The organism is Anaerosolibacter carboniphilus, from assembly GCF_014205875.1.
Classification (GTDB): Bacteria; Bacillota; Clostridia; order Peptostreptococcales; family Thermotaleaceae; genus Anaerosolibacter; species Anaerosolibacter carboniphilus.
Map to the genome: position 1 here is coordinate 1 of NZ_JACHEN010000006.1, position 14,557 is coordinate 14,557.

The following is a 14,557-nucleotide window of genomic DNA, read 5'->3' on the forward strand; positions in this document are numbered from 1 at the left end:
AGAACATTCGTAGAAAACTAAGGGTCATTTCACATGATCATTATTTTGAGAACACATTAGTAAATTTTTTTCTTGACAGCAGTTAGCTGGTCTACGGTTGTGTTGTAACATTTATTTATTGCGCAACAAGAGACTACTTGAAAAATGTAGTTTTTTTTGAGATATAAAAAGTATTTAGAAAATTTTAAAAATAATAGCAAATGTATTGACATGAATAGGCGGTTTGATATAATTATATCAAGGGCATGCATTATCTATACTTGTATATACAAGTATAGATAACATTAAAAGAAAGACTAAATTTCCAACAAAAAAATATACATATTTACAAGGGGAAAATCCACCATTGGAATCAAATCTTAACAGGAATAGGGGAAATTACACTTTTAAAAAGGGGGAAAAGGAAGTGGATGACAAAATTCTAACAGCCGATAAGGCAACTGCGGAATTGATCAGCAAAGCCAAAAACGATGGCGTGGAAACGGTTTGGGATAGACAACAAATCATGAAAGCGCCTTGTGGATTTGGCGAAAAAGGTCTTTGCTGCAGACTGTGTGCAATGGGACCGTGCAGAATCAGCCCAACACCAGGAAAAGGAGCACAAAAGGGACTTTGTGGAGCAACGGCTGATGTGATTGTTTCAAGAAACCTGGCAAGGATGGTAGCTGCTGGAACATCTGCCCACTCTGATCATGGTAGGAGTATTGCCCATGTTCTGCATATGGCAAGCAAGGATGGAAATTACACTGTCAAAGACGAGAGAAAGCTTTTGGAAGTTGCGAAAAGATTGGGAATAGAGACTGAGAACAAGGATATGTTTGACCTTGCCCATGAAGTGGCAGAATATGCGTTAAATGAGTATGGAAAGCCCTTTGGGAAATTAACAATTCCTCCATCTGTACCTGAACAAAGGAGAAAATTATGGGAGAAGCTTGATATTGTCCCAAGAGCCATCGATAGAGAAGTGGTTGCGATTATGCACTCTACCCATATGGGTTGTATGGCAGATGCTGAGAGTCTCATCACGATGTCTTTAAGAACAGCGTTAGCCGATGGATATGGCGGATCCTATATGGGCACCGAAATAAGTGATATCCTTTTTGGTACACCAGTGGCAAGAAGCACAGAAGCCAATTTAGGTGTATTAGAACATAATGCGGTAAATATTATTTTACATGGTCATGAACCGGCTCTTTCAGAAATGATCGTATTGGCAGCGGATGATGCAGAGCTGCTTAAGCTAGTAAAAGAGGTAGGGGCAGAAGGAATCAATGTTACTGGAATGTGTTGTACCGGTAATGAAGTGATGATGAGACATGGGGTAAAGATTGCAGGAAACTTCCTACAGCAAGAATTAGCTGTGATTACAGGAGCTGTTGAAGCTGTGGTGGTGGATGTACAATGTATTTTCCCTGCATTGCCAGAACTGGCAGAAGCATATCACACGAAGTTTATTACGACATCACCTAAGGCCAGAATAACTGGCGCAACGCACATTGAGTTTGACGAGGCAACAGCATATGAATCCGCAAAAAATATCGTTAGAGAAGCGATCTTAAACTATAAGAATCGCAATAAGGAAAAGGTTTTTATACCTGGTTCTAAGAATCATGCCACCGTTGGATTTAGTAATAGAACCATCATTAATCATCTGGATAAGGTAGTAAATTCACACATCGACCCAACAGGAACTTTTAAACCATTGGCAGATTGTTTAACATCAGGGGTACTAAGAGGCGCAGTGGGTGTCGTAGGATGTAACAACCCTAAAAAAGTTCATGATCAAAGCATGATAGAAATTATTAAAACGATGATTGCCAATGATATTATCGTAGTAGCTACAGGTTGTGCAGCTCAAGCGGCGGCAAAGGCAGGATTATTAAGTAAGGATGCAAGAAGGCTTGCCGGTAAAGGACTTGCCACAGTATGTGAACTGGTGGATATCCCTCCTGTATTGCACATGGGCTCCTGTGTAGATATTTCGCGTATTATGGAACTTGTAGGAGAAGTTGCAAAGCTTTTGGGTGTAGACAATTGCGATTTGCCAGTTGTGGGGATCGCCCCAGAATGGATGTCAGAGAAAGCTGTTGCAATTGGACACTATGTTGTTGCTTCGGGTATAGATACCTGGCTGGGCATTACACCGCCAATCATGGGAAGTGAAGAAGTGGTAGATATCTTAACAAATAGAATAGAAGAAATGGTTGGAGCAAAATTCTTTATTGAAGAAGATCCAATGAAAGCGTCTAGACAAATGATAGAGCGAATAGAATTAAAACGTAGAAGACTAGATAAGAAAATGGAATTAAAGGATCTATCTATGGAAGAGGCAGCAGCAGCTAAAGAATAAGGACAGGTGAAGACGATGAAAATAGCAATCACAGGAAAAGGTGGCGTTGGCAAAACAACCTTCGCAGCCATATTAAGCAGATTATTTGCAGACGAAGGATACAGGGTGTTGGCCGTTGACGCCGATCCTGATCCAAATCTAGCGCTGGCATTAGGCTTTCCGGAGGAAAAGATGCATCAAATCATGCCGATCTCTGAAATGAAAAAATTAGTTGCTGAGCGAACAAATTCTACCTCAGAGTCTTTTGGCAAAATGTTTAAGATGAATCCAAAGGTTGATGATATCCCTGAAAGATATTGTACAAAATTTAATGGGGTCAACATCTTAACCATGGGAACTGTAGATACCGCTGGAATGGGGTGCTTCTGTCCTGAAAATGTGTTATTAAAAAAGCTTACTTCTCATCTCATACTGCAAAATAAGGATGTTGTTATCATGGATATGGAGGCTGGCATTGAACATCTAGGCAGAGGTACTGCCCAAGGGGTGAATGCTTTTATTGTAGTGGTAGAGCCTGGTATAAGAAGCATTCAAACCTATAATCATGTAAAAAACCTTGCAAAAGGTATTGGGGTTGAGCAGGTTCTTGTGGTTGGAAACAAAATCAGAAATAAAGATGATGAAGCCTATATTCTTCAATATGTGGATGAAGCTGCTTGTTTGGGATTTATTCACCATAGCAATGAAGTCATAAATTCTGACCGAGCCAATCGATCTCCTTATGGCAGTGATGAGAAAGTAATCACAGCGGTTAAGGCTATCAAAGATAAGATCATAAAAGGGATTGGAGAATCAATATAAAGTATTATAAGACCAGGGGCGAATGCATGGCATGCATTTGCCCGTAATGCATTATAAAAATAGATGGGGAGTTACACCCTGTCCTAATCAAAAGAAGGGGGAGGCAGCATGGGGTATAAAATAGCGGTGGCAGGAAAAGGTGGAACAGGGAAAACGAGTTTGACAGGACTTCTTATTGATTATCTAGTGAAAGCGGGAGAAAAACCAATTCTTGCTGTGGATGCTGATGCCAATGCCAATCTAAACGAAGTTTTAGGAGAAGAACTGGAGATAACCATCGGTGAATTGAAGGAAGAAATCAACAGGGCTGAAGCATCGGGCAGTGGATTCCCAGGAGGGATGACAAAGGCAGATTACATGAAACTTCGGCTCAATGCTGCCATCGTTGAAGGAAATGGGTATGACATGCTGGTGATGGGTAGAACACAGGGTGAGGGTTGTTACTGCTATGTAAATGGCTTACTAAAAACCCAACTAGACCTTCTCACGAAAAACTATAAATATTTTGTTATAGACAATGAAGCAGGGATGGAGCATTTAAGCAGGGGGACTGTAAAAGATATCAATACCTTGCTATTGGTAAGTGATTGCTCTACCAGAGGAATTCAAGCAGCAGGAAGGATTAGGAAATTAGTTGGCGAATTAAGACTAAAGATACCACAGGTTTATCTTATTGTAAATCGAGCACCGCAGGGTGAATTAAATGAAGGAATAAAAGCAGAAATAGAGAAGCAAGAATTAGAACTAATCGGGGTTGTGCCCATGGATCCCATGATTTATGAATATGACTCGAATGGGAAACCATTGGTGAAGTTACCAGAAAATGCCGTATCCAGACAGGCAATAGGAGAAATCATTGCAAAATTAGGTTTGTAAAGTATTTTAAAGGGGGCGAATGATGTGGCTTTTAAACAATCAGTACAAAAGTTTACAGGGAAAATCAATGAAGTAGAAATCGGAACTGGAGAAAAGGCGATAAAATTAGGTGGAGAAAACGTAATGCCTTTTTACAGTTTCGATGGCAGCATGGGACAAAGACCGAAGGTTGGAATGGAGATACTGGATGTTTATCCAGAAGCTTGGTGTGATTCATTAAAGGGAATATATAAGGACGTTGCCAATGATTCGGTAGCATGGGCTAAATTTGTGGAAGAAAAGTTTCATCCAGACTTTATCTGCCTAAAGTTTGAAGGTTCAGACCCGAACGGATTGAATAAGTCTGTCGATGAATGTGCAACTCTTGCCAAACAGGTTGCCCAGAGTGTTGCCTTGCCATTGGTTATTGCAGGATCAAACAATCACGAGAAAGATGGACAATTGTTTGAAAAAGTTGCACAAGCATTGGAAGGAAGCAATGTATTGCTATTGGCTGCTGTTGAGGAAAACTATAAAACTGTGGGCGCAGCTGGTGGATTGGCGTATAAGCATAAGGTTGGAGCAGAATCTTCTGTAGATATCAACCTGGCAAAACAATTAAATATTTTACTTACTCAATTGGGCGTTAAGGCAGAAGATATGGTTATGAATGTAGGCTGTGCTGCTGTAGGTTATGGATTCGAATACGTTACGTCCACCATGGACAGAATCAGGCTTGCCGCCTTTGGACAAAATGATAAAACCCTTCAAATGCCCATCATGGCACCAGTTTCCTTTGAAACATGGAGCGTAAAGGAATCCATTGCCAGTGAAGAAGAGATGGCAGATTGGGGATGCCAAGAAGAAAGAGGCATTGCCATGGAGGTTTCTACGGCTGCAAGCATGTTAACAGGTGGCGCCGATGCGGTAATCTTGCGTCATCCAAAGTCTGTTGAAACGGTGAATACATTTATTAAGGAAATCGTAGGTTAACTATTAACAAGGGGGAGAGAAAAATGGCTTTAACAGGTTTAGATATATTCAAATTAACACCCAAAAAGAATTGTAAAGATTGTGGCTTCCCAACTTGTTTAGCATTTTCAATGAAAGTTGCTACAGGGGGAATTGAAATAGAAAAATGTCCTCATATGAGTCCAGAATCCTTGGCAAAGCTGTCTGACGCTACGGCGCCGCTGATGAAAACAGTGACAGTAGGAAAAGGTGATGGAGCGTTCAAACTAGGCGGAGAAACGGTACTGTTTAGGCATGAAAAAACCTTCGTAAACAGAAGCAGATTTGCTGTCATACTATCCGATGCCATGACAGATGAAGAAATTGAAGCGAAGATTGCCAATGTAAAGAAAATTAACTATGTAAGAATCGGCGAAGAAATGAAAGTGGAAATCATAGGATGTAAATATGGTGGAAACAAGGAAAAATATCTAAGCTTAATTCAGAAGGTTAAAGAAAATGATTTGCATGGTGCATATATGTTGGTATGTGAAGATGCTGACGTGGTGAAGGAAGCGTTGGTATTGGTAAAAGAGGAAAATCCAATTGTCTATGGAGCCAATAAAGAAAACTATAAGGAAATGGTAGAACTGGTTAAGAAAGATAAGCTTCCATTAGGGGTTCATGGGGGAAGCCTAGAAGAACTTTACGGGTTGGTTGAAGAGATTCAAAAACTGGATCATAGGGAGCTTATATTAAATGTAGGATCTTCTTCCGTGAAAGAAGCCTATGAAAATTCAGTGCAAATAAGAAGAATCGCCCTAAAAGAAGAGGATAGAACCTTTGGATATCCATCTATCGTATTCGTCAATGAACTGGCCAAGGGAAATAAGCATTTGGAGATTGCAGTGGCTTCTACCTTTGTCATGAAATATGGTTCTATCATTGTGCTAGAAGATATTGATTATGCAAGGGCATTGCCGCTATTTGCCTTGAGACAAAACATATTTACGGATCCTCAAAGACCCATGAGGGTTGAACCAAACGTATACCAGATCAATAGCGCCGATGAAAATGCACCAGTGCTTGTTACCGTTGACTTTGCACTGACCTATTTCATCGTATCAGGAGAAATAGAAAGATCCAAAGTGCCGGTACAATTAGCCATTCCTGATGCAGGTGGTTATTCCGTATTGACAGCATGGGCTGCAGGAAAGTTTGGCGGTTCCAGCATTGCAAAGTTCATTAAAGAGAGTGGATTAGACGAAAACCATAACTGTAAAAAGCTTGTATTGCCAGGAAAGGTAGCCGTACTTAAGGGAGATATAGAAGAGAATCTGCCAGGATGGGAAGTTATCGTAGGACCAGATGAAGCCATGCATTTGCCTAAGTTCTTGAAGGGGCTTCAAGTGGAAGCTTTGGCGCTGTAAGTTGTGAAATTTGTGACTATTTCAAAGCTCTAAAGAATAGGAATATAAGTATAAGGTTGTTCGAAAAATTAGATTCATTTCCTTATACTTATAATCTTTTTCATAATCTTAAACAAAAAAGGGGGACCAAAGATGGAAAAATTTATGATTATTGGAGAGCGGATTCACTGTATATCTCCAATCATTAGAAAGGCACTGGCAGAAAGAAATCCAGATCCAATCTTACAGAGGGCAAGAGAGCAAATCGAAGCAGGCGCGGATTACATAGATGTAAATATTGGACCGGCTGAAAGAGATGGGGAAGAAGTCATGTCCTGGGCAGTCCAACTAATCCAAAATGAATTTGATAACATTCCTCTTGCCTTGGATACGGTAAACAAAAAAGCTATCGACGCTGGCATTAAGGTTTACAACAGGGAGAAAGGAAAGCCAATCATCAACTCAGCTGATGCAGGGGACAGAGTGGAAATGATCGATTTAGCAGCGGCAAACGATGCGATGGTGATTGCATTATGCTCAAAATCAGGTATTCCAAGGGACAATGATGAGCGTATGGCCTATTGTACGGAATTGTTAGAAAGGGCTATGTCTCTAGGATTAGAGCCTACGGATATATTGTTCGATCCATTGTTCCTTGTTATCAAAGGAATGCAGGAAAAACAGGTAGAGGTCTTAGAAGCCATTCGCATGATGAGTGAAATGGGACTGAAGACTACTGGCGGTCTAAGCAACATTTCCAATGGAGCACCAAAAGAAATCAGACCAATTTTAGATTCTGCACTCTTAGCTATGGCTATACAATGTGGATTATCTTCAGCCATTGTAAATCCATGCGACCGAAGATTAGTTGAAACCATTAAATCCTGCGACATCATTAAAGGCAATATATTGTATGCTGACTCTTTTCTAGAGCTATAAAATTAAAGGGGGTTTTACAATGAATTTGTTTCAAACGGTTTTCACTGGTTCAAATCAAGCTTTGCAAGCCGCTCAGGGTGTTGTGAAGCAGATCATTGAAGAAAAAGGTAGAGACCACAAAGTAGCGTTCCCCGACACAGCCTATTTTCTTCCTGTTATCTATGCAGCGACTGGAATAAAAATTAAGACAGTAGGAGATCTAGAAGGTGCGCTGGATATCGTAAAAAGCCTTATCGTAGAAGAAGAAAAACTAGAAAATGTCTTGAATTCAGGACTATCTACTGCTGTATCTGCAGAAATTATCGAGGCTGTTAAGTATGCAAGTCAAGAAAATCCCTATGAAAATGAGCCTGGCATCGGATTCGTATCTGATCCAATCATCCGTTCTTTGGGTGTACCTTTGGTTACAGGAGATATTCCAGGTGTGGCTGTATTGTTGGGTGAGGCTGTAGATAGCGAATCTGCTGGAAAAGTAATCAAGGATTACCAGTCAAAGGGTTTGCTTACTTTCCTTACAGGAAAAATCATTGATCAAGCCGTTGAAGCTGGCGTTAAGATGGGATTAGAATTAAGGGTTATCCCCCTAGGATATGATGTTACATCTGTGATTCATGTTGTTTCCGTTGCCATCAGAGCGGCCCTAATATTTGGTAACGTTGAGCCAGGAAAGTTGAATGACTTCTTGACCTATACAAAAAATAGAGTACCAGCCTTTGTAAATGCCTTTGGTCCATTAAGCGAATTGGTTGTTTCCTGCGGCGCCGGAGCCATTGCCCTTGGGTTCCCTGTGATCTGCGATACAGAGGTTCCGGAGGTTCCAACTTGCTTATTAACACAGAAAGATTATGATAAGACTGTAAAGACTTCTTTAGAAGCTAGAAATATTAAGATCAAAGTAACGGAAATTCCAATTCCAGTGGCCTTTGCTGCAGCATTTGAAGGAGAGAGAATTAGGAAAGATGATATGTTCGCTGAGTTTGGCGGATCAAAAACACCTTCTTGGGAACTGGTAGTAGCAAGGGATATGGGAGAAGTGGAAGATCATAAGATTGAAATTATCGGTCCAGATATCGATACCATTACAGAAACACCCGGCAGACTTCCATTGGCTGTGCTGGTAGAGGTTGCAGGAAAGAATATGCAGGAAGACTTTGAGCCTGTGTTGGAGAGAAGGCTTCACTACTTCATGAACTACATTGAAGGTGTAATGCACGTGGGACAAAGAAATATCACATGGATAAGAATCGGTAAAGATGCATATGCAAAAGGCTTTAGATTGAAGCATATTGGAGAAGTAATCTATGCTAAAATGTTGGATGAGTTTGACTCTGTTGTGGACAAATGTCAAATCACCATCATTACCGATGAACAAAAAGTTAAAGAATTGTTGAGCAAGGATGCAGAACCAAAATATATTGCAAGGGATGAAAGATTGGCTTCCCTTGTGGATGAAAGCGTGGATACGTTCTATACCTGTAACCTTTGTCAATCCTTCGCGCCAGCCCATGTATGCGTCGTAACACCAGAAAGATTGGGATTATGTGGTGCTGTAAGCTGGTTAGATGCAAAAGCAACGAAGGAATTAGATCCTCATGGACCATGTCAACCAATCAAGAAAGATGGATTGGAAGATGAAACCCTTGGTATTTGGAATGAAGTGAATAAAGCAGTAGAAGAGATTTCCCAAGGTGCAGTCAGCAGGGTTACATTATACAGCTTACTGGTAGATCCAATGACCTCCTGTGGATGTTTTGAATGTATTTGCGGCATCATGCCTGAGGCAAATGGTGTAGTGATTGTGAATAGAGAGTTTGGCGGACAGACACCAGTAGGAATGACCTTTGGTGAGCTTGCATCCATGACAGGAGGCGGTGTACAAACGCCAGGCTTCATGGGACACGGAAGACATTTCATTGCCTCAAGAAAGTTTATCAGTGCAGAGGGCGGAGTCCAAAGGATTGTTTGGATGCCTAAGGAATTGAAGGAGTATGTAGCTGAGAAGTTAAATGCCACAGCAAAAGCTGAATTCGGCATAGAGAATTTTGTTGATATGATTTGTGATGAAACCATATCAACGGATTCTGAAGAGGTATTGAACTTCTTAACAGAGAAAGGTCATCCAGCCCTCGTGATGGATCCAATGATGTAGTTGAAATGAAGCAAACGAGGCGAATCCGAGAAATAAGATGAGACTGATTTGCAGACAGGGCTAAAATAGTATAGAAGCTTCCCCAAATTCTATTTGGGGGAGCTTTTATATAGAAAATAGCAAAATGATTTGATATGATAACCTTAGATCGACATTACTAGGACAAGGCTGGATTGGATAGTTTAGATAGAAGAAGAGGAGAGATTCAGTAATTGATCTATCGGGGGGACTAGGAGATGCTAAGAATTAAATTTTTATTGGAAAACAAAGAGATTCAAGTGGAACAAGGGGAAAACTTATTGGATGGGGCAAGGAAAGCGGGTATTGTCATTGATGCACCATGTAATGGGAATTTATCCTGTGGAAAATGTAAGGTGAAAATTGTCAGCGGCAAAGTCGATTCTGCAAGCAGTCATCATATAAGCCATGAAGAATTAGAGAAAGGTTATGTTTTGGCGTGCAATACACGAATCATAGAAGATATTGTGGTAGAAGTTCCTACAGAAGCTTCGGCCTTCATGCATGGAATGAAAATCGACGATTTATCCAGTGAAAGGGATCAAGAAATATTTGAACGGGCAAAGCGACAAGTACTAGATCATGGAATGACATTCAAGTCTTATGTGCAGAAGGAATATATAGAGATAGATGTTCCCACATTGGATGATAACATTTCCGATTGGGATCGGATCAAGCGGTATTTACGCAATCATTTGGGTTATACCCAAGTGTTTTGCCGATTGCAGATGCTTAGAAAAATTCCCGGTATCTTAAGAGGATCGGATTTCAAAGTAACGATTACCCATATTCCCCGTGGAAAAGGTAGAACCACTATTGTAAATATGGAAGTAGGCGATACGACCAATAGGCTTTATGGAATTGCAGTAGATATAGGTACTACATCGGTGGCAGCATGCTTGGTGGATTTGTATAATGGGTCCTTATTAGCAAAAGCATCCATGGGGAATGCCCAGATCAAATACGGCGCAGATGTAATCAATCGAATTATTTTTGCTGCAAAAGGGGATGGATTGCAAAAACTGAATGATGCCATCATCTACGAGACCATTAATCCTTTGATCAGAAAAATGTTGAACAGTGCAAAGGTAGACAAAGATGAGGTAATCGCTTTTGTTGCTGCTGGAAATACCACAATGGCCCATTTGCTATTAGGTGTATATCCAGATTATCTTCGGAGAGAGCCCTATATCCCCGCATTTCTGAGGGCCCCATTTATCAAGGCTTCAGAACTGGAAATAGAGGTGAATCCCGAAACTTTTCTGTACATCGTACCCTCTGTTGCCAGTTATGTAGGTGGAGATATCACAGCGGGTGTACTGTCCTCAGGTATTTGGTCTGTAGAAGAGAATGTCTTGTTTATTGATTTGGGAACAAATGGCGAAATTGTATTTGGAAACAAGGATTTTCTCATGACCTGTGCATGTTCAGCAGGACCAGCTTTTGAAGGCGGAGAAATCAGTTGTGGCATGCGGGCTACAGATGGGGCAATAGATCGTATAAGTATTGATCGAGAAACCTATGAGTCTCAGTTTAAGGTTATTGGAGATAAGAAGCCTTTAGGGATTTGTGGATCGGGTATTATCGATCTAATCTCCGAAATGATGATTTGTGGTATAATGGATAGAAGAGGTAAGTTAAACAGAGATTTACATATAAGCCGAATACGAGTGGATGAGCATGGTATAGGAGAGTATATCCTTGCATTTAAAGAAGCGTACGGGATGGAAAAAGACTTAACCATCAATGAGGTGGATATCGATAATTTTATTCGGGCAAAGGGAGCTATCTATTCTGGTGCTTCTGTGCTGCTGTCGAGTCTTGGTATGGATTTTACTATGATAGACAGAGTCTATATTGCAGGGGGCATAGGAAACAGCCTGAATATACAAAATTCTATAAGAATTGGGATGCTTCCAGATATTGAAGAAAACAAATTTATGTATATCGGAAATAGTTCTCTGATGGGAGCTTATTTAACCCTGATGAGCGAAGATGGAAGACACAAGCTTGAAGATATCGCAAATCAGATGACCTACGTAGAATTAAGCGTACATCCGAATTATATGGATGAATTTGTATCTGCTTGCTTTTTACCCCATACAGATATTGAAATGTTTCCAAATGTAAAAAAACTTTTAGAAGAATAGTATCCATGACGAGGGTGAGGTGAAAGTATGTGTGAATCCATAGCTTATTTAAGAACACCAGCAGGAGAAAAGAAAATAATGGAGTATGTGGTAGAGGTTCGACCTGAAAAAGATGGGAAGGTTTATTTGGCAGATTTGCTTGGAGAGCAAAAAATAGTAGATGGGATCTTAAAGGAGATAAAACTAATAGATCATAAAATCATTATAGAGTCAGATAAAACGGGGGAATAAAATGATTATTGCGGTGATTGACGGAATGGGCGGTGGGATAGGCACTCAAATTGTATCAATCTTAAGAGAAGAACTTCCATCCTCCATAGAAATATATGCATTAGGCACCAATGCCATTGCTACGTCTGCAATGATGAAAAGCAAGGCCAATAAGGGGGCAACAGGAGAAAATGCTATCGTTGTATCTTCGAAAAAGGCAAACGTAATTATTGGCCCAATATCCATCATCATACCGAATTCCATGATGGGAGAAGTAACAACGAAAACAGTGGAAGCAGTTTGTGAGGCAGATGCTTTGAAAATTTTACTTCCGATTATGCCCGAAAACTTTCAACTCGTTAGCCTGGAGAATAAACCCCTTGTGCTTCTCATAAAGGATGCAGTGAAGGTTATCAAGAGAGAATTTAATATGAAGGAATAGGAGAGATGAAATATGGCACATAGCCATGGACATAGCCATCACCATACCCATGGTGACCATCAAGGGCATGATCATCATCATGAGCATACACACGAACATGAGCATGAACATCATCATGAATATGGTCACGACCACGATGAGATTGGAATCAGTAAAGATGAAAAAACATTGAGAATCCTTTTAGTGCATTGGGTAAAACACAATCAATCCCATACAAAGGATTTTAAAGAATGGGTTGAAAAGGCAAAGGAAATGGACAAAGAAAAGGCAGCCAGCTATATTGAAAAAGCCATCGAGTATATGGAAAAGGCAAATGAAATGCTCGTAGAGGCAAAAAAACACATGTAAAAGGTATTAAAAAAGCTATAAGATTTAATGATCAAATCTTATAGCTTTTATCAATTAATCTTCTTTTTTGTAATGGATCTTAATGATGTCTTTTTGAACCATATTGTCCCAGAATCTTAGATGTGAATAATTACCATACAGCTTTATTTCATCATCTTGAAGCTTTGCTTTAACTGTATCTAATTTAATGATAGCTAGTTCATCTTTTAAAGTAGGGATAACTTTAAATGCGTTCATAGAATTTGTAAGGTCTGTGGCTTCTTGGTTAAGATTCACTACTCTATGTAGATGATCGCCGCAGACAGGACACTGCAGTGTATATTTAAGTGCAGTATTTTCCGATTGCTCATGGATTTCCATGGCTTGAATCGGGATTTGATTTGTGCAGTTGCATTTTGCAAATAACATAAAAGGATAGCCAAAAACAAGCTTTGACATAGAATGATTCCCCCTTTTTATTGGCAGAAACATCGGCGAAGTGAAGATTGATATTTAATTACCAAATATTTCTTACTTCAAGAGTAGCATACAAAAAATATAGTGTCAATATTCTAAAAATTTAGTGAATATAATAGAAGCAATTTGGTTTGTTTTTTAATAGAAAAAGTTTACAGTATATTTCATACGCATTTTTACCAAAATCATGGAAAGAAATTGACAAGACTCAAGGGCTATGGTAAAATATGTTTAATATTATAAAACTAAATAAAAAATCGTTGCATGAATGCACGAGTTTTGTTTGAAGACGGAATAGTTTATTATTCTGTTTTTTTGTTTTTGAAAAGATATTATGGTAACCACGAAACAAAGATTTTAAAAGAAGAGAGAAGCTTATAAAAAAATACTTAGGGGGGTACATATATGCATATGGCAGATGCTTTAATATCACCAGTTGTGGGTGGTACAATGTGGGCTGCAACAGCAGGTATAGCCGCTTATGCTACAAGAAAGGTTCAACATGAGTTGGATGAAAAGAAGGTTCCTTTAATGGGGGTTATGGGAGCCTTTGTGTTTGCGTCACAAATGATAAACTTTACGATTCCTGGGACGGGATCCAGTGGGCATTTAGGAGGTGGAATACTGCTTGCCATATTATTAGGACCTAGCGCTGGGTTTCTTACATTGGCATCGGTATTGATGATCCAGGCTCTTTTCTTCGCAGATGGAGGGCTGCTAGCCCTAGGATGTAATATTTTTAATATGGGCTTTTATACATGCTTCATCGCATATCCGTTTATCTATAAAAAAATGATGAGCAAGGGATACTCCAAGAAGCGTATCTTTATAGGAACGATGATTTCAGCAATTATAGGTCTTCAACTTGGTGCTTTTAGCGTGGTTTTACAGACCCTATTGTCTGGTAAAACAGAATTGCCTTTTCAAACCTTCTTGGCCTTAATGCAGCCGATTCATCTTGCCATAGGTATTGTGGAAGGGCTTGTGACTACAGCGGTGGTAGAGTTTGTTTGGAGAACCCATCCGGAGATTATTGAAAAAGCAGCAGTGGGAGATGCTTTAGGAAGTATCTCGATTAAAAAGGTCTTGGTTATATTTGTAGCATTTGCTGTCATTATCGGTGGTGGGCTATCATGGTTTGCATCATCAAATCCTGATGGATTGGAGTGGTCGATGTTTCATGCTTCTGGGAAGGAAGAACTAGAGTCTAGTAGCCCTGTCCATCAGACGTTGGCAGCAATACAAGAGAAGATTTCATTTTTACCTGACTATGGATTTAAGGAAAGTGTTGATGAAGCAGCGGCAACTGATAATGGAGAATCCGAGATTATAAATCCGGGCACCAGCGTATCTGGTTTAGCTGGTGGTGCAATGACATTATTGCTAGCATGCCTGATCGGCATGTTGATTAACAAAATGAAAAGGATAAATAAAGGAAAACTGATTGTATCTGAAGAAAATGATGTGTAGTCACTAAAA

Annotated in this window: 13 protein-coding genes; 12 read left to right on the top strand and 1 reads right to left on the bottom strand. The window is 39.8% G+C overall.

All coding sequences use genetic code 11. The features are described 5' to 3' along the window. Window positions 1-406 precede the first annotated feature (406 nt). From cooS to HNQ80_RS06140, 11 genes are all read left to right on the top strand, one after another. Complete coding sequence (gene cooS, locus HNQ80_RS06090) at window positions 407-2,350, top strand: anaerobic carbon-monoxide dehydrogenase catalytic subunit (protein ID WP_184309211.1); 1,944 nt, start codon at window positions 407-409, stop codon at window positions 2,348-2,350. Between the two features lie 15 nt (window positions 2,351-2,365). Continuing rightward, complete coding sequence (locus HNQ80_RS06095) at window positions 2,366-3,151, top strand: ATP-binding protein (protein WP_184309213.1); 786 nt, start codon at window positions 2,366-2,368, stop codon at window positions 3,149-3,151. 108 nt (window positions 3,152-3,259) lie between these two features. Beyond that, on the top strand, window positions 3,260-4,027 hold the full coding sequence (locus tag HNQ80_RS06100; protein ID WP_184309215.1) for an ATP-binding protein: 768 nt from the start codon (window positions 3,260-3,262) through the stop codon (window positions 4,025-4,027). Between the two features lie 24 nt (window positions 4,028-4,051). After that, window positions 4,052-4,999, top strand: coding sequence for an acetyl-CoA decarbonylase/synthase complex subunit delta (gene acsD, locus HNQ80_RS06105; protein ID WP_184309217.1), 948 nt, complete (start codon window positions 4,052-4,054; stop codon window positions 4,997-4,999). 23 nt (window positions 5,000-5,022) lie between these two features. Then, entirely contained in the window at window positions 5,023-6,387 is a 1,365-nt protein-coding gene (acsC, locus tag HNQ80_RS06110; protein WP_184309219.1) for an acetyl-CoA decarbonylase/synthase complex subunit gamma, read from the top strand. A gap of 132 nt (window positions 6,388-6,519) precedes the next feature. Further along, the gene (gene acsE / locus HNQ80_RS06115; protein WP_184309221.1) at window positions 6,520-7,305 is read left to right on the top strand and encodes a carbon monoxide dehydrogenase/acetyl-CoA synthase methytransferase subunit; all 786 of its coding nucleotides are present in this window, start codon (window positions 6,520-6,522) and stop codon (window positions 7,303-7,305) included. 19 nt (window positions 7,306-7,324) lie between these two features. After that, window positions 7,325-9,454 carry an acetyl-CoA decarbonylase/synthase complex subunit alpha/beta gene (gene acsB / locus HNQ80_RS06120; protein WP_184309223.1) on the top strand — a complete coding sequence of 710 codons (2,130 nt, stop codon included), beginning with the start codon at window positions 7,325-7,327 and terminating at the stop codon, window positions 9,452-9,454. A gap of 236 nt (window positions 9,455-9,690) precedes the next feature. After that, window positions 9,691-11,622 (top strand): corrinoid activation/regeneration protein AcsV, encoded by a 1,932-nt coding sequence (gene acsV, locus HNQ80_RS06125; protein ID WP_184309225.1) that lies wholly within the window; start codon window positions 9,691-9,693, stop codon window positions 11,620-11,622. Between the two features lie 27 nt (window positions 11,623-11,649). Further along, window positions 11,650-11,853 carry a CooT family nickel-binding protein gene (locus HNQ80_RS06130; protein WP_184309227.1) on the top strand — a complete coding sequence of 68 codons (204 nt, stop codon included), beginning with the start codon at window positions 11,650-11,652 and terminating at the stop codon, window positions 11,851-11,853. 1 nt (window position 11,854) lies between these two features. Then, a complete protein-coding gene (locus HNQ80_RS06135; protein WP_184309229.1) occupies window positions 11,855-12,274 on the top strand; it encodes a DUF3842 family protein in 420 nt (139 codons plus the stop codon). A 12-nt stretch (window positions 12,275-12,286) separates the two neighbouring features. Beyond that, window positions 12,287-12,622 (top strand): zinc transporter, encoded by a 336-nt coding sequence (locus tag HNQ80_RS06140; RefSeq protein ID WP_184309231.1) that lies wholly within the window; start codon window positions 12,287-12,289, stop codon window positions 12,620-12,622. Between the two features lie 54 nt (window positions 12,623-12,676). On the opposite strand, the gene HNQ80_RS06145 is transcribed toward HNQ80_RS06140, so the two are convergent. Next, complete coding sequence (locus HNQ80_RS06145; RefSeq protein WP_184309233.1) at window positions 12,677-13,060, bottom strand: hypothetical protein; 384 nt, start codon at window positions 13,058-13,060, stop codon at window positions 12,677-12,679. A gap of 423 nt (window positions 13,061-13,483) precedes the next feature. On the opposite strand from HNQ80_RS06145, the gene HNQ80_RS06150 reads away from it, so the two are divergent. Beyond that, on the top strand, window positions 13,484-14,548 hold the full coding sequence (locus tag HNQ80_RS06150; protein ID WP_184309235.1) for an energy-coupling factor ABC transporter permease: 1,065 nt from the start codon (window positions 13,484-13,486) through the stop codon (window positions 14,546-14,548). Window positions 14,549-14,557 lie beyond the last annotated feature (9 nt).